Origin of the sequence: Nocardia sp. NPDC050175, from assembly GCF_044459885.1 — a bacterium.
GTDB lineage: Bacteria > Actinomycetota > Actinomycetes > Mycobacteriales > Mycobacteriaceae > Nocardia.
On sequence record NZ_JBITJI010000001.1, the window covers coordinates 1072102 to 1096597 of the forward strand.

The following is a 24496-nucleotide window of genomic DNA, read 5'->3' on the forward strand; positions in this document are numbered from 1 at the left end:
TAAGGAGATGACATGCAGCCCTTCGAACTTCCCGATTTCTACATGCCCTACCCGGCCAGGCTCAACCCACACGTGGACAGCGCCCGCGCGCACACCAGGATCTGGGCCGATGAGATGGGTTTCTTCGAACCCCAAGAGGGACACCATATCTGGGACGAGACCGACCTCGAAAAGCACGACTACGGCTTGCTGTGTGCCTACACCCATCCCGAATGCGACAGTCAGGAACTGTCTCTCATCACCGACTGGTATGTGTGGGTGTTCTATTTCGACGATCACTTCCTCGAATTGTTCAAGCGAACTCGGGACAGTGAGGGCGCGCGAATATATCTGGAGCGGCTGCGCGACTTCATGCCGCTGGCCGGCGGCCCGATGCCGGAGCCGACAAATCCCGTCGAGCGCGGACTCGCCGACCTGTGGGGTCGGACCGTGCCGTCGATGCCGATGGACTGGCGGCAGCGCTTCGTCGCGACAACCACTGCGCTGCTGGAGGAGTCGCGGTGGGAGCTGGCCAATATCACCGAGGGCCGGATCGCGAATCCGATCGAATACATCGAGATGCGGCGCAAGGTCGGTGGCGCGCCGTGGTCGGCCAACCTGGTCGAGCACGCCGTCGGTGCGGCGGTACCGGCTCAACTCGCCGCAACACGACCGCTGGAAGTGCTGCGCGACACCTTCTCCGACGCGGTGCACCTGCGCAACGACATCTTCTCCTACGAACGCGAGGTGCGCGAGGAGGGTGAGAACGCCAACGGAATCCTGGTGGTCGAAAAGTTTTTCGGCTACGACACCCAGCATGCCGCTGACGTCGTCAATGATCTGCTGACCTCACGTCTGCAACAGTTCGAGCACACCGCGCTCACCGAACTGCCGATGCTGTTCGCCGAATACGCGGCCAGTCCGCAGGACCAGGCCGCAGTCGTCGCCTACGCAAAAGGATTGCAGGACTGGCAATCCGGCGGTCACGAATGGCACATGCGCTCCAGCAGATACATGAACAAGGGCGGTACGACCGCGAGCGACCCGTTGCCACGATTGTTCAAACCCGTTGGCCTCGGCAGTTCCGCAGTGTATCTGTTCGCCCCCAACGCGGCGCTCGGGCCGAGCCGGATGAAGAGTTTCCTGCGTCCGCGCTTCGAGGAGGTCGGGCCGACGGCGTTGCCGGAGCTGTATCTGCCCTACAAACTCCAGGTGAGTCCGTTCGTCGACGCGGCGCGGGAGAATCTGCTCGCCTGGGGCAAGGAGATGGGCTTCCACGGCCCGGTACCGGAACTGGGTGGCCGGGTGCTGTGGCGTCCGGTGGACCTCGCCGAGTTCGACTTCGCGCTGTGCTCAGCCGGTTTGGATCCCGACGCCACCCTCGCCGAATTGGATCTGTCGGCCAATTGGCTGGCTTGGGGTACCTACGTCGACGACTACTACCCCCAGGTGTTCGGTCAACGCAAGGACATGCTCGCGGCCAAGGCTCAGGGCAAACGCTTCTCCGCGTTCATGCCGCTGGAGTCCGAGGTGGTCCCGCCCGCGACCAACGCGATGGAGCGCGCCCTCGCCGACCTCTGGCACCGGACCACCGCCGTCCTCGACGACGAGCAAAGGCGTGAATTCCACCGCGCCGTAGTGGCTTTCCTGGAGAGCTGCGAATGGGAGGTGGCCAACGACATCGCCAATCGCATTCCCGATCCGGTCGACTATGTCGAAATGCGCCGCCGCACTTTCGGTTCAGATCTCACCATGGCGCTGTCGCGGTTCTCGCACGGTCATCTGGTGCCGCCGGATGTCTATCGCACCCAGACGATCATGGACCTGGAGCACACCGCGAGCGACTACGCCACGATGGTGAACGACCTGTTCTCGTATCAGAAAGAGACACAGTACGAAGGCGACTTCCACAACGCGGTCCGGGTCATGCAGAACTTCTTCGACTGCAGTTCCGAGGACGGCGTCGCCATCGTCAACGACCTGCTGACCGCCCGGATGCAGCAGTTCGAACGCATCGTCGGCAGCGAATTGCCCGCCCTCTACGAGGAATACGACCTCGGTCAGGACGTACGCGACTCGCTCGACCGGCGCGCGGTCGAACTGCAGGACTGGATGGCCGGAATCGTCAACTGGCACATATCGTGTGGCCGCTACAAGGAGGCGCAGCTAGCGGACCGCTATCGGTCCGTGCCCGACGAACCGGTCACCGAACCGCCGATCGAGGCGGGCCCGGCGCCGTCCTTCGAGCGACCGAGCGGACTCGGCACCGGAGCCGTCCGCATCGACGGACTCTGCCGCTCACTGAAGGCGAATACACCTGCCCCGCAAACGGTGTCGCCATGACCACCGCCCGCGCGAGAACGGTATTGCTCGCCGCGCCACGGTCCTTCTGTGCCGGCGTCGAGCGGGCCATCGACACCGTGGAACGGTTACTGGCCGCGCCAGACCGTCAGGAGCCGGTCTACGTGCGCAAGCAGATCGTGCACAACACTCACGTGGTCGCCGACTTGGCCGGGCGCGGCGCGATATTCGTCGAGGAGCTCGACGAGGTGCCGACCGGTGCGACGGTCGTCTTCTCCGCGCACGGCGTCTCCCCCGCCGTACACGAACAGGCCGAGGCACGCGGGCTCACCGTGATCGACGCCACCTGCCCGCTGGTCACCAAAGTGCATGCCGAGGCCCGGCGTTTCGCGGCCCGCGGCAACACCATCGTGCTGGTCGGCCACGCCAGGCACGAGGAAGTGGAGGGCACCGCGGGCGAGGCGCCTGAGGTGACCGTGGTGATCGACAGTCCGGCCGAGGCCGCCGCGCTCCAGGTCCCCGACGAAGGCAAGGTCGCCTTCCTGACCCAGACCACCCTCTCGGTCGACGAAGCCGAGGAGACCATTCAGGCGCTGCGCCAACGCTTTCCACAGTTACACGGGCCGAGCAGCGCCGATATCTGCTACGCAAGCACCAATCGGCAGCAGGCCGTGGAGGCGGTGGCGCAGCAGAGCGATGTCGTGCTCGTCATCGGCTCGGAGAACTCGTCCAATTCCCAGCGGCTGGTGGAAGTCGCTGAACGCCATGGCATCCCGGCTTACCTCATCGAAGATGCGTCGGCGATCTCGCCCGCCTGGATCGAAGCTGCGGACACCATCGGCCTGTCCGCGGGCGCCTCCGCGCCCGCGGCCCTCGTCGACGCGGTCATCGAGGCGCTGCGCGCCTGGGGGCCGCTCACCGTCCGCGAACACGTCACGGCCGTCGAGAACATCGCCTTCGCCCCGCCACCCGACGTCAGGCACCTGTGATGAACACTAGCGATCTCGGCCTGCCGACCGCACTCCCGCGCCACCGCACCAAAAGGCTGAACATCGGCGGTGTCCCGGTCGGCGGCGGCGCGCCGATCTCCGTCCAGACCATGACAACTACCCGGACCGCCGATATCGACGGCACACTGCAGCAGATCGCCGCGGTCACCGCGGCGGGCTGCGACATCGTCCGAGTCGCGGTGCCGACCACCGAGGATGTGGCCGCGTTGCCGACCATCGTGGCCCGGTCCCCGCTGCCGGTGATCGCCGACATCCACTTCCAGCCGCGCTACGTCTTCGCCGCGATCGACGCGGGCTGCGCGGCGGTGCGGGTGAACCCAGGCAACATCAAGCAATTCGACGATCGCGTCGGCGAGATCGCGAAAGCGGCGGCGGCAGCGGGCATTCCGATCCGGGTCGGCGTCAACGCCGGTTCGCTCGATCCGCGCGTGCTCGCCAAGCACGGCTCGGCCACCGCGGCAGCTCTCGTCGAATCGGCGCTCTGGGAGGCCGCGCTGTTCGAGGAGCACGGCTTCACCGACCTCAAGATCGCGGTCAAGCATCACGACCCGCGCACCATGATCGCCGCCAATCGGCTGCTCGCCCAACGCTGCGACTATCCGCTGCACCTCGGCGTCACCGAGGCGGGCCCGATGTTCCAGGGCACCGTCAAATCGGCGGTCGCCTTCGCCATCCTGCTCGGCGAGGGCATCGGCGACACCATTCGGGTGTCTATCTCGGCACCGCCGGTCGATCAGGTCAAGGCGGGCTGTCACATTCTGCAGTCGCTCGGCCTGCGCCCGCGCAAGCTCGAAATCGTTTCCTGCCCTGGCTGTGGCCGGCTCCAGGTCGATATTCATCGGCTGGCCGGTCAGGTGGAGGCGGCGTTCGAGGGCTTCCCGCATCCGCTGCGGGTCGCGGTGATGGGCTGCGTCGTCAACGGTCCCGGCGAGGCCCGCGAGGCTGACCTCGGGGTCTCCTCGGGCAACGGCAAGGGGCAGATCTTCGTCCGGGGCAAGGTGATTCGCACCGTGCCCGAACACCTCATCGTCGAAACGCTGGTGGCCGAGGCCGTAGCACTCACCAGTCACCTCGAAGACGCACCGGCGGAAGGGATCTCATGACCACCGCGCACGCCGAGCCCGCGACACCCGCACCGGTGGATCTGGCCGCGATCCGGACGCGGGTGGACGGCGAGCTCGGCCAGTTCCTGCGTGACAAGGCCGCCGCCACCGAACCGGCACTGCCCGATGAGGTCACCGATATCGTGCGGGACTTTCTTTTCGCGGGCGGCAAGCGAATTCGCCCGCTGCTGTGTGTCCTCGGCTGGCACGCCGCGGGCGGGCGCATGCCCGTGCCGCAGCCGATCGTGCGCGCCGCCGCCTCGCTCGAACTGTTCCACGCCGCCGTGCTGATCCACGACGACATCATCGACAACAGCGACACCCGCCGCGATCACCCGACCGTGCACCGCGCGCTGGCGGCCCGGCATCAGGATCGCCGCGACCCCGGCCAGTTCGGCGCGCACTGCGCCATCGTCCTCGGCGACCTGGCGATGGTCTGGTCGGCCGAATTGCTGCACACCGCACAGTTGACCGCCACCCAGCTGACCGAGTCGCTCACGGTCCTCGACGGCATGCGCGCCGACGTCATGTACGGCCAGTACCTGGACCTGATCACCACGGCGCGGCCGTCACCCAACCTGGACCATGCGATGCAGATCGTCAGGTACAAGACGGTGTCCTACACCTGTGAACGTCCGCTGCAGCTCGGTGCCGTCCTGGCCGGCGCGCACCCCGGGGTGCGCGAGGCGCTCACCGCCTACGCCAGGCCGATCGGCGAGGCGTTCCAGTTGCAGGACGATCTGCTCGGCGTCTACGGCAACCCGGCGAGCACCGGCAAGTCCGATCTGGAGGACCTGCGCGACGGCAAGCACACCGCGTTGGTCGCGCTGGCCCTCCAACACGCGGATCCGGCGCAAGCCGCACAGCTGCTCACTCTGCTCGGCAATCCGGAATTGGACAGCAGGCAGGCCGATACCTGCCGCGAAATCCTCACCGCCACCGCGCGTCCCCGCGTCGAGGCGATGATTCGCACCCGATGGGCGCAGGCTAACCGCGCCCTCGACGACGCCCCCTTCCCTGCCGCGGTCGGCCAGGCCCTGCGCCATGTCGCCGATGTAGTCGTCTCGAGGAACACCTAGGAAAGGCCGCGTCATGGATAGTGAGCTCATTCAGCAGTTGCTCGTGCCGGTCGCCGTCGCCGTCGTGGCGGTTATCGTCTTCGTGATCGGGGACCGGCTGCGGCCTGCCTCGTGGCGCGAGACCGACGACGAGGCGGCCGGCACCCTGGTCATCGACCTGATCAACACGCTCTTCATGGCCGTGGCCGCCTTCGTCGTGGTGATCTGCTGGCAGCAGTACGACAACGCGCACAATCACACGATCGCCGAGTCCAAGGCGCTCATCGACGTCTACTGGGCCGCCCACTCGATGCCCGATCCCGAACACCAGCAGGTGCAAAAGCTGGTGCACGACTACACCGAGCAGGTCGTGAATGTGGAGTGGCCGGAGATGGACAACGAGGGCCGGATGAGCCAGTCCACCCAGGACACCCTGGATACGTTGCGGGACACCGTCTTTGCCATCCAGTCGCAGGACTCCAACGTCACCGACCTGCGCGCCAGCGCCATCGCCGCCCTGGAGGCGGTAGCGCAGGCCCGCCACGATCGCTCGATGGACGCCGACCTCGGCATGCCCGGATTCCTGTACACCGCTTTGTGGTTCACCACGGTGCTGCTGCTGTGCACGGCGGTGCTCTCCGGCGTCGAGGTCACCAAACGCAGCGTCTTGATGACCGCGCTGCTCGGCATCGTGGTCGGCGCGGCGATCGTCGCGATCTACGGCCTCGATCGGCCGTTCTCCGGCGGGAACATCGTGCCGAAGGATGCCTTCACCTCGGCGCTGTCCCGTTTCCAGCACATCACCTAGCGCCGCGTCTGGATACGTTGGATATGAAACCCGACCGAAGGCGCCCTTCAGCCGGTCTGAGTCGATGAAGGACCCCTTCGGTCAGTCGGCACCTTCAGACCGAGGGTGCCCTTTGGTTGGCCGGACGCGATGAAGGGCGCCTTCGGTCGATATCGGGCCGACCATTCTGGACGCGGCACTAGCGGAATTCTTTGTCTGAACACCGATTAAAGATGGGATGTGCGCTCATGGCACACACCAGGGGACTTGTCATCGCGTCGGCGCTGCCGCTGGCCGCGGCGTTGCTGGCCGGTCACAACGCTGTCGCGGCTGCGGATCCGTTGCCGTCGATCGGCGAAATCGTCAGTGGGAGTGCGTCTTCGGGGTCAGCCGATACCGGAAGTGCATTCGCCGGAACGGAACTCGGCCTCGGACCGAGCGCACCGGCGGGGCACGGTTATCTCAGCAGTGGCAGCGCGAGCACCGGCCTCGGTCTCGGAACTGCCGCCCGCACCGGGCAAGCCAGCGCCCCGGAACCAGCACCGGCCGAGAAGCCGATCGCCGCGCAGCCCTTGCCCGGCGGTTCTGCCGAAGGTCCCGATCTCGACTCCGACGACACCCGCAACGCATGCACCGGCAGCGTCGCGGTCGGCGGTGCACTGATTCTACTCGGCCTGGTGACCGGCAGCTCGCACGGCATCCTCGGCTCCAGTGGTTCCGCGCTGGGCAGCGTCGTCGTCGGCAGCGCCGCCACGGGCAGCGGGCTGGCGTGTCTGCTGTGGCCGCGCGACTTGCCGCCGTTTCCCGGTGCACCACTGCTGCTCGGCCCACCGGCCCCAGCGTTACCGGTCATCGCTACTCCCCCGGTCGAGGCCCCGCCACCGCCCGAACCCGAGCCGACGCCGCCGATACCGAACCTGCCGGTCATCGAAAGTCAGCCCCTGCCAATGCGTCTGGCGGAAGCCGAACCCAAGCCAGACCCCGTGGCCTGGAACATCATGCAGCTGCTGACGATCATGGTGGTCGCGATCCTCACCACCGTGCGTGGCGTCACCGTCGTCCGACGCAGCAGGCACGCGAACTAACTACAGCGCCGCCACCATTCGAGGAAATGTGCCAGGGCCGGGGCGTCCGACCCGCGCATCCAGGCGATCTGGATGGCGATTTGCGGCGCGTTGGTGCCGAACGGAATGACGACGATGTTTTCGTGCGCGATTCGGGTCGCGCGCTTGCGGTCGAGCACGCTGATTCCGGTACCGCTCGATACCAGGTCGAGGACCTGTTCGGCGTCGGATTCCTCGGCGACCAGGTTCGGCGCGCCGTCGCCCCAGATATGGCTGACCAGTTCGTCGTAGAAGTCGGGTCCGGTCTGACGTGACCAGAGCACGATCGGTTCGTCGACGATATCGCCGATTTCGACGCTGGCCTTTTCGGCCAGCGGATGCCCTTTGGAGACCACCACTGCGGCTTCCTGCAGCCCGATCAGGTGCGTTTGCACCCGCGGGTGGGCGATATTTCCGCGCACGAATGCGACATCGACCTCGCCCGATTCGAGCAGGTCGAGATTCCACGAGGTCCACCCCGTGATGGTCGACACATCGATGTCCGGAAATTCCTTACGGAAGGACCTGATGCGCTGGGAAATATCGCTGTCGGAGCCCGATCGAGTGAAGGCCACCTTCAGTTCCCCGGCCGTGCCCGAGGCCCGGGCGCGAACGGTGCGTTCCAGGTCAGCGGCGGCCGAGAGTAGTTGCTGGGCGCCCGCCTGCAGCGCGAGTCCGGCCGGTGTCATGACGAAACCGCGGCCGGTACGGGCCAGCAGTTCGACGCCCAGCTCCTTCTCCAGCGCCTTGACCTGCTGAGATAGCGCGGGTTGAGTGATGTGCAGCGCCTCGGCCGCGCGACCGAAGTGTCGGTGCTCGGCTACCGCTAGGAAGTAACGAACGCGACGTAGGTCGTCCACGCGGTCAGCCTAGCCAGATAAGAGTTTCTTATCAACGGGAAGTAAATACGTATTGGACCTGGCGTTCTGCGCAGGCCGAGACTGTAGCTACCGATCCAGTCCACGTCCGCTACCGCGAGAAGGTGTTCCGATGCCGACAGTCGCCGCCGCCATAGCCGAGAATCTTCGAGCCAGGCAGATATCCGAATTCTTCGGCCAGAGCCTGCCGTCGCTGCTGGTTTTGGCGGCCGAGGATCTCGGCATCCGCCAGATCGTTTATCGCACCGAAAACGCGGGCGGCACCATGGCCGACGGCTTTGCCCGAGTTTCCGGACACTGTTCTGTAGTAGTGGCACAGAACGGTCCTGCGGCAACGTTGCTCGTGCCGCCGCTGACCGAGGCGGCGAAGGTCTCGATTCCGGTGGTCGCGCTCATTCAGGACGTACCGAGCCCGATTCGCAACAAAAATGCGTTTCAGGAGATTGATCACCAAAGTCTGTTTTCCGGCTGCACCAAATGGTTCGACCGCCTCGACGATCCGGACCGCGTGCACGACTATATCGACGCGGCATTCCGGGCGGCGACCAGTGGACGGCCGGGTCCCGCGGTTCTGATGCTGCCGAAGGACGTCCTCGAACTGGCCGCGCCGCCCCCACCCGAGCACCTCGGTCCGACGGTGTTCCCGCTCGATCGGATCCGCCCGCCCGAAGACGCCGTCCGTACCGCTGCGGAATTGCTGGCCGGTGCCAAGCGGCCGCTCGTCGTCGCTGGCGGCGGAGCGGTTTCCTCCGACGCGGGCGCCGCGCTGGCCCGGTTGAGCGATCTGGCGTCGTTGCCGGTCGCGACCACACCGATGGGCAAGGGCGTTGTCCCGGACACCGACGACTTGAGCGTCGGCGTCATCGGCAATTACATGGGCCCACACGGGGTTTCGCACGGCATGCGGGAATGGATCGCCGAGGTGGACACCGTCCTGCTCGCCGGTTCCCGCACCAACGAGAACGGCACCGACGGCTGGAGCCTGTTCCCCCGCGACGCCACCTTCATCCACCTCGACATCGATCCCACCGAGATCGGCCGCAACTACCCGTCATTACGGCTGGTCGGCGACGTCCGGACCGGCATCGACGACCTCTCGGCCGCACTGCGCGACCTCGACCTGAGCAAGCGCAGCACCGACCGACCCGCGATCACTGCCCAAATCGCCCGGTCCCGAGCCGAATTCGAGACGACAACGGCCGCCGTGCGCACCTCGACGCGACAGCCGCTGCGCCCCGAACGGGTCGCCGACGAGATCAGCACCCTGCTGCCCGATGACGCGATCGTCGTCGCGGACGCCAGCTACTCCTCGATCTGGGTGGCCAACTACGTCCGCGCCACCACCCACCGGCAGCGATTCATCCTGCCGCGCGGCATGGCCGGGCTCGGCTGGGGACTGCCGCTGGCGATCGGGGCGAAGGCGGCGCGGCCTGCCTCGCCGGTCATCTGCCTGGTCGGTGACGGCGGCTTCGCGCACTGCTGGGCCGAGATCGAGACCGCCGTCCGGGAGAACCTGGATGTCGTTGTGCTCGTGCTGAACAACTCCATCCTCGGCTACCAGAAGCACGCCGAAATCGTCCAGTTCGGCCGGCCGACCTCGGCCGTCGAGCTCGGTCACGTCGACCACGCGCAGATCGCGACCGCGTGCGGCGCACGGGGTCACACCATCCACACCGATGTGGAACTGCGCGAAGCACTTTCGAAGGCGATCGTCGATCCGGTTACCACCGTGCTCGACATCGTCACCGATTCCGACGCCTATCCACCCATCACCGGGTGGGACACCAACCGGGCGCTCACCGACCACCTTGCCGACCAGAAACTCAACTGACCGACAAATCACACACTTCGAGAAAACGGAGACTCCCATGACATTCGACTACACGGCCTTCTTCGAAAGACGAATCGACGACATCCGGGCTTCGGGTCAGTACCGAACATTCGTCGAAATCGAGCGCCTGGCAGGCAGATTCCCGCACGCGGTACACCACCACCGGGACGGGCTGCGCGAGATCACGGTGTGGTGCAGCAACGATCACCTCGGCATGGGCCAGTTCCCCGCCGTGGTCGAGGCCATGCACCGGTCGGTGAATCGCTCGGGTGTCGCGGCAGGCGGCTCGCGCAACATCTCCGGCAACAACCACACCCACATCCTGCTCGAACGCGAAGTGGCGCAACTACACCGGAAGGAAGCCGGTCTGACGTTCATCACCGGCTACGCGGTCAACGACGCCGTGCTCGGCGTGCTCGGTAAGGAATTGCCCGGCGCCATCTTCTTCTCCGATGAACAGAATCACGCGTCGATGATCCTCGGCATGCGCGCCTCGCGCGCCGAGCGGCAGATCTTCCGGCACAACGACCCGGCCCATCTCGACGAGCTGCTCTCGGCCACCGATCCCGACCGCCCGAAAATCGTGGCCTTCGAATCGATCTACTCGATGGACGGCGACGTCGCGCCGATGCCCGAATTGTGCGCCGTGGCAAAGAAACACGGCGCGCTGGTCTACGTCGACGAGGCGCACTCCGTCGGCATGTACGGCCCGGAAGGGTCCGGCATGGCCGCTCACATGGGCTGCGCGGATCAGGTCGATCTGCTGATGGGCACCTTCGCCAAGGGGTACGGCACGCTCGGCGGCTACCTGACCGGGCCCGCGCCGATCCTCGATGCGGTGCGCAGCTTCGCGCCCGCCTTCATCTTCACCCTCGCCATGCCGCCCGCCCTCGCGGCCGCCGCGCTGGCCAGCGTGCGGCACCTGCGGGAATCGGACAACGAGCGCATCCTGCTGCACCACCGGGCGCGACTACTCCAGGACCTGCTCACCGATGCCGAAATCCCGTTGGTGTCCACCGAAAGCCATATCGTTCCCGTTCTCGTAGGTGATCCGTACAAATGCAAAGAACTGGCCGACATCCTCCTCGAGGAATACCGCCAATACGCCCAGCCGATCAATTTCCCGTCCGTCGCGCGGGGCACCGAGCGGCTCCGGATCAATCCATCACCGGTACACAGTCCCGCGGCCGTGCACCGATTCGCCGAGATCATCGACACCGTCTGGTCTCGCCTGAACCTGCCGCGTCGTCCGACACTCCCGATCGCCACGCACGAAGCGCTGGAGAAGGTTTCGGTATGAGTCTCGAGACGCGGCCCAAGCCACCCCGGAGCCTGCGGCCGGCGGCGGAGGCCGAGTCCCCAACGCCGTGGGCTCAGCACATACTTCTCTACGCCGCGTTCTTCCTCATGGGCGCCGAAATGTACCTCGTGGCACCGATGCTGCCGGGTATCGCCCAGTCGTTGCACGCGTCGGTGGCCGCCTCGGCCACCATCGTCACGGCCTACGTTCTCGTCTATGCCGTCGCGGGGCCACCATTCGGCATCCTCGCCGACCGGTACCCGCGCCGGTGGTCGATCCTGTTGGGCTCGCTCGTCTTCATGCTCGGAAACCTGGCGTGCGCGGCGTCGAGCTCGCTGGCCATGCTGATCGCGGGCCGCGGCATCACCGGCCTCGGCGCGGCGATCGCGGCCCCCGCGATCTGGGCCTATCTCGCCGAACGCACCCCGCAGCACAAGCGCGGACGGGTGATCTCGCTCGGCGCGAGTGTCTACTCGCTCGGCCAGGTGCTCGGCGTGCCGCTCGGTGCGGGCCTTGCCTCACTGACGAGTTGGCGGTGGCCGTTCCTCGCCGTCGGTGTGCTGATGATCGCGACGTCGGCGGTGTTGTACCTGCGGCTCGATCACATTCCGGCGACCGGGACCTCGCGCGGCTTCAAGGCGCTCCTGGCACCGTGGGCGCAACCGCGAATCAGCTTGGGACTCATTGCAACTCTGTTCCTGCAGGCGGGGCGTCTCGGCGCGTACACGTTCGTCGGGGTGATCTTCGCGCAGCGGTTCGGGTTCAGCCTCAACGCACTTGGTCTCGTCGGGTTGCTCGTCGGGGCCGGGTCGCTGATCGGCTCGCTGAGCACCGGCACCATCCTGGATCACCTGCATCGACGCAAGGTGAGCGGCGTGTGGGTGTCGGTCATTGCGGCGGCGGCGTTCGCGCCTTGTGCCGCAGTGGCTTTGAGTACCGAGAACATGATCCTCGCGCTGGTGGCGCTGACCCTGTGGTGTGTCTTCGGCGGAGCGTTCTACTCCAGCCAGCAGGCCTACCTGTCGTCGGCCGATCCGACCCAGCGTGCGTCCGTCGTCGCCTGGAACAACTCGATGATGAACGCGGGCATCGCGATCGGCACCACGCTGCTCGGCACGCTCGCCGTCGGCGGTGCCGCCTTCGCCGGGGTGACCGGCTTCCTCGGCATCGCGGCGGCCCTGGTCGCGGCCGCGCTGCTCGTGCTCATTCGAAAGGACCGTCAGCCAGCATGATTCCCGCTCCGGCCACGGCGCCAAGCCGCACCGCCCTCCCCGTCGCCGCCTGGGCCCAGGGCCCCTACATCTACGACGCCGACGGAAACGACTATCTCGACGGGTCTTCCGGTGTCCTGAACGTGAACGTCGGGCACGCGCATCCGAAAGTCCTGCAGGCCATCGAAGCTCAGCTCGGGCAGCTGACCTTCGTGCACCGCACGCAATTCCGGAACGACCCGGCGCTGCGGCTCACCGAACGGCTGCTCGCGATCGCACCCGCCAAAACCGCAGCGATCGAATACAGCAACTCGGGGTCCGAGGCCAACGAGTGCGCGCTGCGGCTGGCTTTCGCCTACCAGCACCGGCGTGGCAAGCCGCAGCGCACCGTCGTGCTGTCCGAGGAGCCCAGCTACCACGGGATGACGGCGGGGGCACTGTCCATCACCGGCAGCCCCAACAAGCGCGATCCTTCGGTGGAACCCCTGCTGGGGCAGCCGAGCGGGAATCGAGTTCTGGTGCGGCCCAAGCCAGGTCGGCGGCGGGCCACCCACGAAGAGTGGGCGCAGGCCCTGCTCGGCGTCGGGCCGTCCAAGGTGGCCGCGATCGTCATCGAACCGCTCGGCGGTGCGTCCTCGGGTGCCGCGCCGATCGATGTCCCTACGATGCACTGGTTACGCCGGGAGACGAGGAACAACGGGATCGTGCTCATCGCCGACGAGGTGATGTCCGGCTTCGGGCGCACCGGAAAGTGGTGGGCCTGCGATCATTCCAGCATCGCTCCCGACATCCTGACCTCGGGAAAAGGTGTCACCGGCGGCTACACCAGCCTCGCGGTCACCTTGATCGCCGAGACGATCACCGCCGCCATCGCGGAGCCGCTCGGGCCGATTGCGCTGGGGCACACCATGTCCGCGAATCCGCTCGCCTGCGCGGCCGCGAACGCGGTGCTGAGTGTCATCGAGGACGAGGGTTTGTTGAGCAATGCGGCCACGACAGGTGGGCACCTCGCGGCGGCGCTGACCACCCTGTGCGGCCGCTATCCGATACTGCTGTCGGATCAATCGGGTATCGGGCTCATGCGAGCGTTGCACATCAACGCCGACCAGCCTGCTGATACCAACAAGCGAATCATCGCCGCCGCCAAAATGAATGGGCTCGTGCTGTGCCCGGCTGGTATCGGCAAGGCGACCAATTCGGTGCTCGTGGCTCCGCCGCTGAACAGCACGCCGGAGCTCATCGACGAGCTCATCGAGCGGCTCGACAAGGCACTGGCCGAGGTCGCCGAGATCCGAGCCGACAATGCGTGAGGTGGCCGAACTGCTCGCCGCGCTGCCCACCGATCTGTGGATCGGCGGCAAGCAGGTACCGGCGGCCCGCACTTTCCCCGTGGACAACCCCGCAACGGGCAAGGTCCTGATCGAGGTCGCCGACGCGTCGGCCGCCGACGGCGCCCACGCGCTCGATGCCGCAGCCGATGCGCAAGCCGCCTGGGCCGCGACGCCGTCCCGCGACCGCGCCGAAATCCTGCGCCGCGCTTGGGAACTGGTGATCGCGCGACGCGACGACTTCGCACTGTTGATGACGCTGGAAATGGGCAAGCCGCTGGCCGAGAGCTACGGCGAGGTCAGCTATGGCGCGGAGTTCCTGCGCTGGTTCGCCGAGGAGGCGGTCCGCGTGCACGGCCGCTACACGCACGCACCATCGGGCAGCGGCCGCATCCTCGTCACCAAACAGCCCGTCGGCCCGACGCTGGCCATCACGCCATGGAACTTTCCGCTCGCGATGGGCACCCGCAAGATCGCCCCCGCCCTCGCGGCGGGCTGCACCATGGTGGTCAAGCCCGCCGCCGAGACGCCGCTGACCATGCTGCTGCTCGGCCAGGTCTTCGCCGACGCGGGACTGCCACCCGGCGTGCTCTCGATCCTGCCGACCTCCGACGCCGCGCCGCTCACCGACCCGATGTTCACCGACGACCGGCTCCGCAAAATCACCTTCACCGGTTCCACCGCCGTCGGCAAACTGCTTCTCGCGCAAGCGGCTACCCGCGTGCTGCGCGCCTCGATGGAGCTCGGCGGCAACGCCCCATTCGTCGTGTTCGCCGACGCCGACCTCGATGCCGCGGTCGACGGCGCCATGGCCGCCAAGATGCGCAACACCGGCGAGGCCTGCACCGCGGCGAACCGCTTCCACGTCGACAACGCCGTCCGCGCGGAGTTCACCACCAAACTGACCGACCGCATGCGTGCGCTGAAGATCGGCCCCGGCCACCTCGACGGGGTCCAGGTCGGACCGCTGATCAGCGAGAAGCAACGCACCACCGTCAGCGAATTGGTCAGGGACGCAAAGGAAAAGGGCGCACGCGTCACGACAGGCGGCTCGAGCATCGCAGGCGAAGGCTATTTCTACGAGCCGACCGTCCTAGCGGAAGTCCCCGCCGACGCCCGCATCCTGCGCGAGGAGGTATTCGGCCCGGTTGCCGCCATCACCGGCTTCGACGGCGAGACGGAGGGGATCATCGCCGCCAACAACACCGAATTCGGCTTGGCTGCTTACATTTACACCACCGACCTCGACCGCGCCCTACGCGTAGCCGAGTCCCTCGAAACCGGCATGGTCGGCATCAACCGAGGCATCATCTCCGACGTAGCCGCCCCCTTCGGCGGCGTCAAGGAATCCGGCCTCGGCCGCGAAGCAGGCACCGAAGGCATCGAGGAATACCTCGAAACCAAATACATCGCCCTGCCTTAGTCGACGCGATCCGTAATTACCGGTCCGGATCCTCGAGGTCATCGAGGACCTTTTGGCCGATGGCGAAGGCGGCGTTGGCGGCGGGGACTCCGGCGTAGGCGCCGGTGTGCAGGAGGACCTCGGCGATCTCCGCGCGGGTGACGCCGTTGCCGATGGCTGCGCGGACATGCATGGCAATCTCCTCGTGGCGGCCGAGGGCGGTGAGGATCGCGAGGGTGAGGCAGCTTCGGGTGCGGCGGTCCAGGCCGGGGCGGGTCCAGATGCCGCCCCAGACCGATTCGGTGATGTAGTCCTGGAAGGGGCGGGTGAAGTCGGTGGTGTTGGCTTCGGCGCGGTCGACGTGGGCGTCGCCGAGGACCTCGCGGCGCACCTTGGCACCCTGTTGTGCGCGCTCGTTCACGAATTCTCCTTCAGGTGGCCGAGGATCAGGTCGTTGATGGTTTCGGGTAGTTCGACGTTGGCGAGATGTGCTGCTGGGCTGATGGTTTCGAGGTGTGCCAGCGGGATGGTGTCGGCTATCCGCTGTCCGTGCGGCGGTGGGGTCGCTGGATCGTCCGCGCCCGAGATGACCAGTGTTGGTGCGCTGATTCTCGCTAGGCGGGCGGCGATGTCCATTGTTTCGATCGCCGTGCAGCAGGCGGCGTAGCCCTCGGCGGGGGTGGCGGCGACCATGTCCTCGTAGTCGCGGGTCCGTTCGGGGTGCGCGGCGCGCCACTGCGGGGTGAACCAGCGCTGCACGACTGCGACCGCGACCGCCTGGGTTCCCTCGGCTCGAACGAGGGCGGCGCGCTCGGCCCAGCCGCTGGGCGGGCCGAGTTCGGCCGAGGTGCAGGCGAGCGTGAGAGTGTGCAGGCGGTGTGGCGCGTGCTGGGCAACCCACATACCGACCATGCCGCCGAGGGACAGGCCGACGAAATGAGACCGGCGGATGTCCAGGCGGTCGAGCAGCGCGAGCACGTCGGAGCCGAGATCGGTCAATGCGTAGGGGCCAGGCGGTACTGGGGAACGTCCGTGGCCGCGGTGGTCGTAACGCACGACCCGGTAGCCCGCTGCGGCGAGCGCAGCGACCTGCGGCTCCCACATGCGCAGATCGCTGCCGAGTGAGCCACTCAATACGACGGGAGTGCCCGCTGGTGACCCGTCGATGACATAGTCGACCTCAACTGCTGTCACCGCTGCACCTCGCTACCAATCTTGCGTCCAGCCGCACGCCTACTGATTTCCCGCACCGCGAATCGCCGCGCTGACACGCGTGCGTATGTCAAAACGCGTGCGGCTGTGACGGTTGACCTCGTCGGACCGCTCATGGACGCGACTGCCAATCGCGCAGCGCGCGGCGGAGGAACTCGTCGGCGGATCCTAGGTAGCCGGACGGCTCCAGCAGTTCGCCGATTCGATTGCGGTCCAAGAACTTTCCGATCACGACATCGGCCGCGAGCACATCGGCGAGGTCGTCCGCTCCGGCCTGACCGCAGCAGGCCGCGACCAGGTCGCCTGCTTCTTGCCTGCCCACTGCGCCGTTCGACACCGACATCAGCTCGATGGCGACCTGCTCGGCCAATAGTTGGCCGCCGGTGCTGTCGAGGTTGGCGCGCATGCGCTCTGGATCGACGTGGAGGCGATCCAGGCACACCCGAAGCCAGTGCACCGCGGACCCGGTGCTGCGCAACAATTCGACCAGTGGCCGCCACTCGGCATGCCATGACCCGGCGGCCCGCTGATGTTCGTGCGCTGCTCCGCTCAGCAGGGTGGCGACCAGTCCGGGAGCCTGGGCCGCCGACCCGGCGGCGAGGACCGCGGCGACGGGATTTCGCTTGTGCGGCATGGTCGATGAGCCGCCGCTGCCGGGTGGGCCCTGCTCGGACAACTCGGCGATCTCGGTCTGCGCGAGCAGGGTGATGTCGCGGGCGATCTTCGCGACGGCGCCGCAGGTCTGCCCGAGCGCCCCTGCGATCTCGCCGATCCGACTGCGCTCGGTGTGCCACGGCAGCACCGGTTCGGCGAGTTCGAGGCGGCGGGCGAGCTCGCGCATGACCGGAATACCGTTGCCGCGCAACGACGCCAAGGTGCCTACCGCGCCGCCGAACTGCACGGCGAGCCGCTCTTCGCGAATCACGTCGATGCGATCCAGCGCCGCGACGAGGCCACCGAGCCACCCGGCTGCGGTGAGCCCGAAAGTCACCGGCGGTGCCTGCTGGAGCAGGCTCCGACCGGCCATCACCGTGCCCGCGTGCTCCTCGGCCAACTGCGCGAGCCGCACCGCGCAGGCGTGCACATCGACGCGTAGTGCGGCAAGCGCCCACGCGGTCACCAGCATCGCGGCGGTGTCGATAACGTCCTGGCTCGTCGCGCCCAGATGCACATATCCGGCGGACCCCGGCGCGACCCGCGCAGTCAGTTCGCGCACCAGCGGGCCCGCCGGATTGCCGATCCGCACCGCATCGGCGCTCAGTGCGGCAATGTCGTAATCCTCAGCACAACAACCCCTTTCGATTTCCCGCGCCGCCGCTTCCGGAATCACGCCGGCCGCGGCGCAGGCCTGTGCGAGCGCCGCCTCGAAGTCGAGCATCGCCTGCACCCAGGCCCGATCGCCGACCAGCTCGGCGACGGGTCCCGCCGCGAGCACGCCGTCGAACAGACCGTCAGACATCGAAGAACACCGTCTCGCCGTCGCCCTGCAGGTGCACGTCGAAGGTGTACCCGGCACCGTCGCGCACCGCGATCAACGTGTCGCGGCGCTCCGGCGGCACCGTCGCCAACACCGGGTCGACCGAATGCCGGTCGGCGTGCTCCGGAAAGTAGACCCGGGTGACCACCCGATGCAGCAGTCCGCGGGAGAACACCGACATATCGAGGTGCGGAGCCTGCCGCCCGCCCGCATCGTCACACACCGGGCCCGGGACGACGGTGTAGATCGCGAACTGCCCGAGCCGGGTGTCGCTGCGCGCGAAACCCAGTCGGTCGCCTGGGATCTCGTCATCGTCCACCAGTCCGGCGAGGTCGGCCTGCCAGGTCTCGACCATGGCGTCATCGATGGCCGTGCCCGCACCGTCGAACACCCGGCCGGTGATCCACACCGCGCCCGGCGTCCCCAACGGCACGGCGAACACACTGTCGTCCTGGATCAGGCCGATGTGCAGGAACGGGCCGACGGTCTGGGACGGGGTGCTGCGCAAGCTAATCATCATCGTCCTCCTCGTGTTCGAAAGGTGTGGCGTCGCGCCCGCGTAGCACGATGTCGAACTCGAAGGCCAGCGCCTGCGCCGGCTCGGTGCGCTGGTAATCGAAACGACTGACCAGTAATTCGCGAGCGTGCTCGGGTACCGAGTTGTAGACCGGATCCTGGAAGAACAGCGGATCGTCCGGGAAGTACATCTGCGTCACCAGCCGCTGCGCGAACGCCTGCCCGAACAGCGAGAAGTGAATGTGCGCAGGCCGCCACGCGTTGTGGTGGTTGCGCCACGGATAAGCGCCAGGCTTGATGGTGGTGAACTCGTAGCGCCCCGCATCGTCGGTATAGGTGCGCCCGGCACCGTCGAAGTTGGGATCCAGCGCGGAGTTCCAGCGATCGCGATCATGCCGATAGCGACCGCCCGCGTTGGCCTGCCAGATCTCGACCAGCGAGCGCGGGATCGGCTTGCCGTCGCCGTCGAGCAGTCGGCCGTGCACGATGATGCGCTGACCGATCGGCTCGCCCGCATGCTGCGCGGTGAGGTCATTGTCCTTGGGCCCCAATCGATCCGAACCGAACACCGGACCGGTGAGCTCGGTCAGCCGCTGCGGCAACAGGATCAGCGATTCCCGCGGATGCCGCAGCACCGTGGAGGTGTAGTCGGGATAGTCCAACGGCGGGTGAATGTCGTCGGGGTCGTGACGAAACCTTGCCGGGTGCGGTCGAGTCTTCATGATGTTGCCTCCAGGACGACGGCGAGGCCTTGACCCACACCGATGCACAATGCGGCAAGTCCCCATCGGCTGCCGCGGCGCCGCATTTCGCGGGCCAGCTGGTTGACGATCCGGCCGCCGGACGCACCGAGCGGATGACCGAGCGCGAGTGCGCCGCCATTGACATTGACGATCTCCGGGTCCAGGTCGAGCCACCCGGCCAGGCAGGCCAGCGATTGCGCGGCGAACGCCTCGTTCAGCTCGACCGCGCCGATATCACCCCAGCCGATTCCGGCTCGGCGCAACGCATTTCGCGCGGCCTGCACCGGACCGATGCCGAACTCATCGGGGTCGACACCTGCCGCACCGCGCCCGGCGATCCGGGCAAGCGGTGCTCGGCCGATCCGCTCGGCGAGTGCCTCGTCGCCGAGCAGCAGCGCGCACGCGCCGTCGCTCAACGGCGAGGCATTGCCCGCGGTGACGGTCCCGGCCGGGCGGAACGACGGCCGCAGTCGCGTCAGCTTTTCCACGGTGGTGTCCGGGCGCATCGGTTCGTCACGAGCGAGGTCGGCATCCGGGACAGCCACGACGTGGTCGTCGTAAAACCCGTTGTCCCAAGCCTTTGCGGCAAGTTGGTGACTGCGCGTGGCGAACTCGTCCTGCGCCGTGCGATCGATGCCGAAGCGGTCGGCGAGCAGCTCGGTGCTCTCGCCCAGCGTCACCGTCCACTGATCGGGCATCGCCGGGTTGACCATCCGCCAACCGAGCGTGGTCGAATGCAGCGTGGCATCGCCCGCGGGAAATCCCTTGGGCGGCTTGGGCATCACCCAGGGCGCGCGGCTCATCGACTCGACGCCGCCCGCCACCACGGTCGCGGCGTCGCCGGTCTCGATGGACCGCGAAGCGTGCAGCACCGCGTCCAGACTCGACCCGCACAACCGGTTCACGGTGGTGCCGGGCACCGACGTCGGCCAGCCCGCGAGCAGCGCGGCCATCCGCGCGACATTGCGGTTGTCCTCGCCTGCCTGGTTGGCGGCGCCGAACAGCACGTCATCGACCGTCGCCGGGTCCAGCCCGGTGCGTTCGGTCAGCACACGCAGCACGTGCGCGCCGAGATCGTCGGGACGGACACCGGCGAGCGCTCCGCCGTAGCGGCCGAAGGGCGTTCGCACACCGTCGTAGAGAAACGCGCCGCTCATGACGCCGCCTGCAAGGTGTGCAGGGCCGCGAGTTCGCCGACGGTCGGCGGCTCGGTGACCGCCAGGTCGTCGGCAACCTTCAGCTCCCAGCCCGTCGCCGCACGCACCTGCTCGACCGTGACGCCCGGATGTACCGCAGTCAGCACCAACTCGCCGTTATCGTCGGGCCGCATGATGCCCAGATCGGTAATGACCTGAGTCGGCCCCGCCCCACGCAACCCGAGCTTCGCGCGCTCGCCACCACCACGTCCGTGTCCGAACGAGGTGACGAAATCGACTCGCTCGACAAAGGATTGGCGAGATTGCCGGACGACGACGAACACCTCACCGCAGGACGCCGCGATCTCCGGCGCACCCCCCGCCCCGGGCAACCGCACCTTGGGATTGCGATAGTCACCGATGACGGTGGTGTTGATGTTCCCGAACCGATCCAACTGCGCGGCACCGAGAAACCCGATGTCGATCCGCCCCGGCTGCAGCCAGTAGTTGAACACCTCCGGCACACTGATCACCGCATCGGCTGTCTCCGCGAGAATCCCGTCGCCGATCGAGGCGGGCAGCCTGCCCGGCTTGGACCCCAGCGTGCCGGACTCGTAGATGAGCACCAGATCCGGCGAATGCGTAGTCCGCGCCAAATTCGCTGCCGTAGAAGGCAACCCGATGCCCACGAAGCACCGCTTGCCGCCACGCAACGCCCGCGCCGCCGCGACGGTCATCGTCTCGTCAGCGGTCGACCCGCTCATGCCACACTCCCAGCGATATCGGCGTACACGTGCTCCTGGAGCCACTCGGTGAATCGCGCTCGATCACGACTGATCGGGTCCCAGGCCGCGTAATACGCATTGTCCCGTTCGGAATACCCATGGGCGTACGAAGGATTCGCGCCACCGGGCACCTCGGCGACCGCGGTCACCGCCCAGGCGGGCAACACGATCGCGCCGGGCACGGGCGCGAGCTCGTCGACGATCTCTTCGACGGTGACCAGGCTGCGCCGCGCGGCGAGCACGGCCTCCTTCTGCACGCCGAGCAGACCCCACAGCTGCACGTTCCCGGCCCGGTCCGCGCGTTGCGCGTGAATCACCGTGACGTCCGGGTTGATCGCGGGCACCGCGGTCAGCTGCTCCCCGGTGAACGGGCAGGTGATCGGCTTGATCGTCTCGGTGACCGTCGGCAGATCCGTGCCGACGTAACCGCGCAGCACCGCGAACGGCAGCCCGGAGGCACCCGCGACATACCGGTTGGCCATGCCCGCGTGACTGTGCTCTTCGATCTCCAGCGCCCTCGGCCAGGCATGCTCGACCGCGTCCCGGAACCGGTGCAGCGAACCAACACCCGGGTTGCCGCCCCAGGAGAACACCAGCTTGGCGGCGCATCCGGCGCCGATCAGCTGGTCGTACACGATGTCCGGGGTCATCCGGACCAGAGTCAGCTCGCGTCTGCGCTGCCGGATGATCTCCTGCCCGGCCGCGACCGGGATCAGGTGCGTGAAACCCTCCAGCGCGACGATGTCGCCGTCGTGCACGAGCTCTGCCACCGCATCCGCCAGGGACGATATCCGGGCCACAATCACTCCTTACGTTTCGTAGGGTCTATTTCTGCTGCCAGCCGGTGTATGCCTCGGCGAAATACGCTGAGCCATACCGTGATCCGGTGACCATCGACAATTCACCGCGCTGCCGCTGCTCATCGAAGGGCGACGCGTCGCCGACCGCGTGCAGCATCGTGGTCGCCCAATACGAGAAGTGCTGGGCCCGCCAGACCCGATCCAGGGCTCGCTCGGTGTATCGATCGAGCACGTCGGCTTCGCCGATACGGTAGAAATCGGCGATCACCTCCGCCAGCACCGCCACGTCGGCGAGCGCGAGGTTCAAGCCCTTCGCACCGGTCGGCGGGACAGTGTGCGCCGCGTCGCCCGCGAGCAGCAGCTTGTCGTGCCGCATCGGCGCGGTGACGAAGGAGCGGAACGGCAGCACCGTTTTCGCGCTGATCGGACCCTCCTGGAGTTCGAAGCCGTTGCCGTTCACCCGTCTTCGCATCTCGGTCCAGATCCGGTCGTCGTCCCACTCCTCCGGACGCTCGCCTGGCTCACACTGGAAGTACATCCGCTGCATCGTCGGTGTCCGCTGACTGATCAGCGCGAAGCCGTAATCCGAACGGGTGTATATCAATTCGTCGTGCGAGGGCGGCGCCTCGGTCAGGAAGCCGAACCAGGCGAACGGATATTCGCGGAACCATTCGTCGCGGGTGCCGTCGGGGAAGGCGTGGCGGCAGATCGATCGGGAGCCGTCCGCACCGACGAGCAGATCGGCTTCGACGCGCACCTTGCTGCCGTCGGGTTCGGCGAACGTCATCGTCGGGCGCCGACCGGAGATGTCCACGACGGTATCGGTGATGCCGTAGCGCACGTCTCCCCCGTCGACCGTGCGCCGCACGGACAGGTCCATGAACACCTCGGTCTGCGGGTACAGCCAGACCGATTCGCCGACCAGTTCCTGGAAGTCGATCCGATGGTTCTCCCCGTCGTAGCGCAACACCACACCGTCGTGCCGCTGACCGTCGGTGAGCACGCGCTCGGATACGCCCGAATCCACCAGCAGCCGAACGGATCCCGCCTCGAGGATGCCCGCCCGGATGGTGCCCGCGATCTGCTCGTACCCGCGATGATCGATGACGACGGCGTGAATGCCCGCCCGGTGCAACAGGTGCGAGAGCAGGAGACCGGCCGGACCGGCGCCGACGATCGCTACCTGGGTACGGGTGGTCTTCATGCCGCGCGCGCTCCTCGGTCAGTCGACGTGGTGGACTCGACCGGAGCGAGTCCGTCCACGGTGGTCCGCGGCACAGCGGCCATGGCGAGCAATCCGATGCCCGCGACCGCAGCGAAAAGGTAGAAGCCCCAAGGGTTCGCGGACCCGACGATGATGAGCCAGCCGGTGATCGTCGGACCGAAGATCGCACCGAGCCGTCCGACGCCTGCGGCGAATCCCATGGCGGTGGCGCGGATTTCGGCCGGGTATGCCTGAGTCACGTAGGCGTAGATGAGCACCTGGGCCGAGAACACGAAGATGCCCGTGACCAGCACCAGCGCATTCAGCAGCACGGTGCTCGAGATCTTGACGCTGAGCAGCGCGAGGAAGACCGCCGCCGCGCCGAACCACACCAGCACGGTCGGTTTGATGCCGCGCCGATCGGCGAGCGTGCCCGCCGTGAGCAGGCCGATAATGGCCCCGATGTTCAGCATCAGCAGCACGGTCAGCGAGGTGGACATGTTGTATCCGGCGTCGCGCATCAGCTTCGGCAGCCAGGTGTTCAGGCCGTATACGAGCAGCAACCCCATGAACGATCCGACCCAAACCCCCAGCGTCGCACGCAGATACACGGGCTGCAGCAACACGGTGGGCTTGACTCGGGTCGGTGCGTCCTTGGCGGCGAGATAGGCCTCGGACTCGGGCAGTTTGGCCCAGATGACCGGCAGCAACAGCAGTCCGGCCGCCCCACCCGCGTAGAACAACGGCTGCCAATGCGGGATGACGCGCAACGCGACCAACGCGGTGAGCACCGCACCGGTGTGATAGCCGGTCATCGTGATCGTGCTCGCGAAGGCCCGGCGGGCCGGCGGCATGAACTCGGCCATCAGGGTCAGCGCGGTCGGCAGGCACGCGCCGAGCCCGAGCCCGGCGATCAGGCGGAACGCGGCGAAGACGCTCACCGATCCGGCCAGCGGCACGGCGGCGGTGAACAGCGAGAAGAGGGCGATCGAGCAGAGCAGCATCCGGCGGCGGCCATAGCGGTCGGCGATGGGTCCCGACGCCGTCGCGCCGATGGCGACGCCGACCAGCGAGATGGTCGCGGCGAAAGTCGCACTGGCAGCGGTGAATCCGATGTGATGCTGATCGATGAGCGTGGGGATGACGGCGCCGAGAACGACGAGGTCGTAGCCCTCCAGCAGGACGGTCAGCCAGCAGAGCGCGGCGGACCAGGACAACAACTTCTTCATAGGGAGTTCGTTTCTGGAGGAGCAATCGTGATTGCCATCACGCTACGATCGACCACATCAGAAATCCAATAGATGTTTTTCGGAATCTATATAGAGGGGATCT

General features: G+C 67.1%; 22 protein-coding genes. 11 read left to right on the plus strand and 11 right to left on the minus strand.

Annotation, left to right across the window (positions count from 1 at the left end):
- Nucleotides 1–12: 12 nt before the first annotated feature.
- The 6 genes from ACIBK2_RS04885 to ACIBK2_RS04910 all read left to right on the plus strand — a co-directional run bounded on the left by ACIBK2_RS04885 (nucleotide 13) and on the right by ACIBK2_RS04910 (nucleotide 7323).
- Entirely contained in the window at nucleotides 13–2322 is a 2310-nt protein-coding gene (locus ACIBK2_RS04885) for a germacradienol/geosmin synthase (RefSeq protein WP_396963720.1), read from the plus strand.
- Nucleotides 2319–3269 carry a 4-hydroxy-3-methylbut-2-enyl diphosphate reductase gene (gene ispH, locus ACIBK2_RS04890; RefSeq protein WP_396963722.1) on the plus strand — a complete coding sequence of 317 codons (951 nt, stop codon included), beginning with the start codon at nucleotides 2319–2321 and terminating at the stop codon, nucleotides 3267–3269. Before ACIBK2_RS04885 ends, ispH begins: the two co-directional genes overlap by 4 nt.
- On the plus strand, nucleotides 3269–4393 hold the full coding sequence (gene ispG / locus ACIBK2_RS04895; protein ID WP_396963724.1) for a flavodoxin-dependent (E)-4-hydroxy-3-methylbut-2-enyl-diphosphate synthase: 1125 nt from the start codon (nucleotides 3269–3271) through the stop codon (nucleotides 4391–4393). The genes ispH and ispG overlap by 1 nt, the downstream gene beginning before the upstream one ends.
- Nucleotides 4390–5472, plus strand: coding sequence for a polyprenyl synthetase family protein (locus tag ACIBK2_RS04900; RefSeq protein ID WP_396963726.1), 1083 nt, complete (start codon nucleotides 4390–4392; stop codon nucleotides 5470–5472). The genes ispG and ACIBK2_RS04900 overlap by 4 nt, the downstream gene beginning before the upstream one ends.
- Nucleotides 5473–5485: 13 nt before the next feature.
- Nucleotides 5486–6259, plus strand: a complete 774-nt coding sequence (locus tag ACIBK2_RS04905; protein WP_396963728.1) for a DUF4239 domain-containing protein — start codon at nucleotides 5486–5488, stop codon at nucleotides 6257–6259.
- Nucleotides 6260–6486: 227 nt separating this feature from the next.
- Entirely contained in the window at nucleotides 6487–7323 is an 837-nt protein-coding gene (locus ACIBK2_RS04910) for a hypothetical protein (RefSeq protein ID WP_396963730.1), read from the plus strand.
- Here ACIBK2_RS04910 and ACIBK2_RS04915 read toward each other — a convergent pair.
- Nucleotides 7320–8201, minus strand: coding sequence for a LysR family transcriptional regulator (locus tag ACIBK2_RS04915; protein WP_396963733.1), 882 nt, complete (start codon nucleotides 8199–8201; stop codon nucleotides 7320–7322). The two genes, ACIBK2_RS04910 and ACIBK2_RS04915, sit on opposite strands and share 4 nt — an antisense overlap.
- A gap of 130 nt (nucleotides 8202–8331) precedes the next feature.
- Here ACIBK2_RS04915 and ACIBK2_RS04920 point away from each other — a divergent pair, with 130 nt between their 5' ends.
- The 5 genes from ACIBK2_RS04920 to ACIBK2_RS04940 are packed head-to-tail and all read left to right on the plus strand — an operon-like array spanning nucleotide 8332 to nucleotide 15312.
- Nucleotides 8332–10050, plus strand: coding sequence for an acetolactate synthase catalytic subunit (locus ACIBK2_RS04920; RefSeq protein ID WP_396963735.1), 1719 nt, complete (start codon nucleotides 8332–8334; stop codon nucleotides 10048–10050).
- A 37-nt stretch (nucleotides 10051–10087) separates the two neighbouring features.
- Complete coding sequence (gene hemA, locus ACIBK2_RS04925; RefSeq protein ID WP_396963737.1) at nucleotides 10088–11350, plus strand: 5-aminolevulinate synthase; 1263 nt, start codon at nucleotides 10088–10090, stop codon at nucleotides 11348–11350.
- Nucleotides 11347–12582, plus strand: coding sequence for an MFS transporter (locus ACIBK2_RS04930; protein ID WP_396963739.1), 1236 nt, complete (start codon nucleotides 11347–11349; stop codon nucleotides 12580–12582). Before hemA ends, ACIBK2_RS04930 begins: the two co-directional genes overlap by 4 nt.
- Nucleotides 12579–13871: an aspartate aminotransferase family protein gene (locus ACIBK2_RS04935; protein ID WP_396963741.1), complete on the plus strand. Its 1293-nt coding sequence runs from the start codon at nucleotides 12579–12581 to the stop codon at nucleotides 13869–13871. Before ACIBK2_RS04930 ends, ACIBK2_RS04935 begins: the two co-directional genes overlap by 4 nt.
- Nucleotides 13864–15312: an NAD-dependent succinate-semialdehyde dehydrogenase gene (locus tag ACIBK2_RS04940; RefSeq protein WP_396963743.1), complete on the plus strand. Its 1449-nt coding sequence runs from the start codon at nucleotides 13864–13866 to the stop codon at nucleotides 15310–15312. Before ACIBK2_RS04935 ends, ACIBK2_RS04940 begins: the two co-directional genes overlap by 8 nt.
- A 16-nt stretch (nucleotides 15313–15328) precedes the next feature.
- Here ACIBK2_RS04940 and pcaC read toward each other — a convergent pair whose 3' ends face one another.
- The 10 genes from pcaC to ACIBK2_RS04990 all read right to left on the minus strand — a co-directional run bounded on the left by pcaC (nucleotide 15329) and on the right by ACIBK2_RS04990 (nucleotide 24393).
- Entirely contained in the window at nucleotides 15329–15712 is a 384-nt protein-coding gene (pcaC, locus tag ACIBK2_RS04945) for a 4-carboxymuconolactone decarboxylase (protein ID WP_396963745.1), read from the minus strand.
- Nucleotides 15709–16485, minus strand: a complete 777-nt coding sequence (gene pcaD, locus ACIBK2_RS04950) for a 3-oxoadipate enol-lactonase (protein ID WP_396963747.1) — start codon at nucleotides 16483–16485, stop codon at nucleotides 15709–15711. Before pcaD ends, pcaC begins: the two co-directional genes overlap by 4 nt.
- Before the next feature lie 130 nt (nucleotides 16486–16615).
- On the minus strand, nucleotides 16616–17962 hold the full coding sequence (gene pcaB, locus ACIBK2_RS04955) for a 3-carboxy-cis,cis-muconate cycloisomerase (protein ID WP_396963749.1): 1347 nt from the start codon (nucleotides 17960–17962) through the stop codon (nucleotides 16616–16618).
- Nucleotides 17955–18500: a protocatechuate 3,4-dioxygenase subunit alpha gene (gene pcaG / locus ACIBK2_RS04960; RefSeq protein ID WP_396963751.1), complete on the minus strand. Its 546-nt coding sequence runs from the start codon at nucleotides 18498–18500 to the stop codon at nucleotides 17955–17957. The genes pcaB and pcaG overlap by 8 nt, the downstream gene beginning before the upstream one ends.
- Nucleotides 18490–19218, minus strand: coding sequence for a protocatechuate 3,4-dioxygenase subunit beta (gene pcaH / locus ACIBK2_RS04965; protein ID WP_396963753.1), 729 nt, complete (start codon nucleotides 19216–19218; stop codon nucleotides 18490–18492). Before pcaH ends, pcaG begins: the two co-directional genes overlap by 11 nt.
- Complete coding sequence (locus ACIBK2_RS04970) at nucleotides 19215–20396, minus strand: thiolase family protein (protein WP_396963755.1); 1182 nt, start codon at nucleotides 20394–20396, stop codon at nucleotides 19215–19217. Before ACIBK2_RS04970 ends, pcaH begins: the two co-directional genes overlap by 4 nt.
- The gene (locus ACIBK2_RS04975; RefSeq protein ID WP_396963757.1) at nucleotides 20393–21139 is read right to left on the minus strand and encodes a CoA-transferase subunit beta; all 747 of its coding nucleotides are present in this window, start codon (nucleotides 21137–21139) and stop codon (nucleotides 20393–20395) included. The genes ACIBK2_RS04970 and ACIBK2_RS04975 overlap by 4 nt, the downstream gene beginning before the upstream one ends.
- Nucleotides 21136–21960: a CoA transferase subunit A gene (locus tag ACIBK2_RS04980; protein WP_396963759.1), complete on the minus strand. Its 825-nt coding sequence runs from the start codon at nucleotides 21958–21960 to the stop codon at nucleotides 21136–21138. The genes ACIBK2_RS04975 and ACIBK2_RS04980 overlap by 4 nt, the downstream gene beginning before the upstream one ends.
- 25 nt (nucleotides 21961–21985) lie before the next feature.
- Nucleotides 21986–23164 carry a 4-hydroxybenzoate 3-monooxygenase gene (locus tag ACIBK2_RS04985; protein ID WP_396963761.1) on the minus strand — a complete coding sequence of 393 codons (1179 nt, stop codon included), beginning with the start codon at nucleotides 23162–23164 and terminating at the stop codon, nucleotides 21986–21988.
- Nucleotides 23161–24393 (minus strand): MFS transporter, encoded by a 1233-nt coding sequence (locus ACIBK2_RS04990; protein ID WP_396963763.1) that lies wholly within the window; start codon nucleotides 24391–24393, stop codon nucleotides 23161–23163. The genes ACIBK2_RS04985 and ACIBK2_RS04990 overlap by 4 nt, the downstream gene beginning before the upstream one ends.
- Nucleotides 24394–24496: the final 103 nt, after the last annotated feature.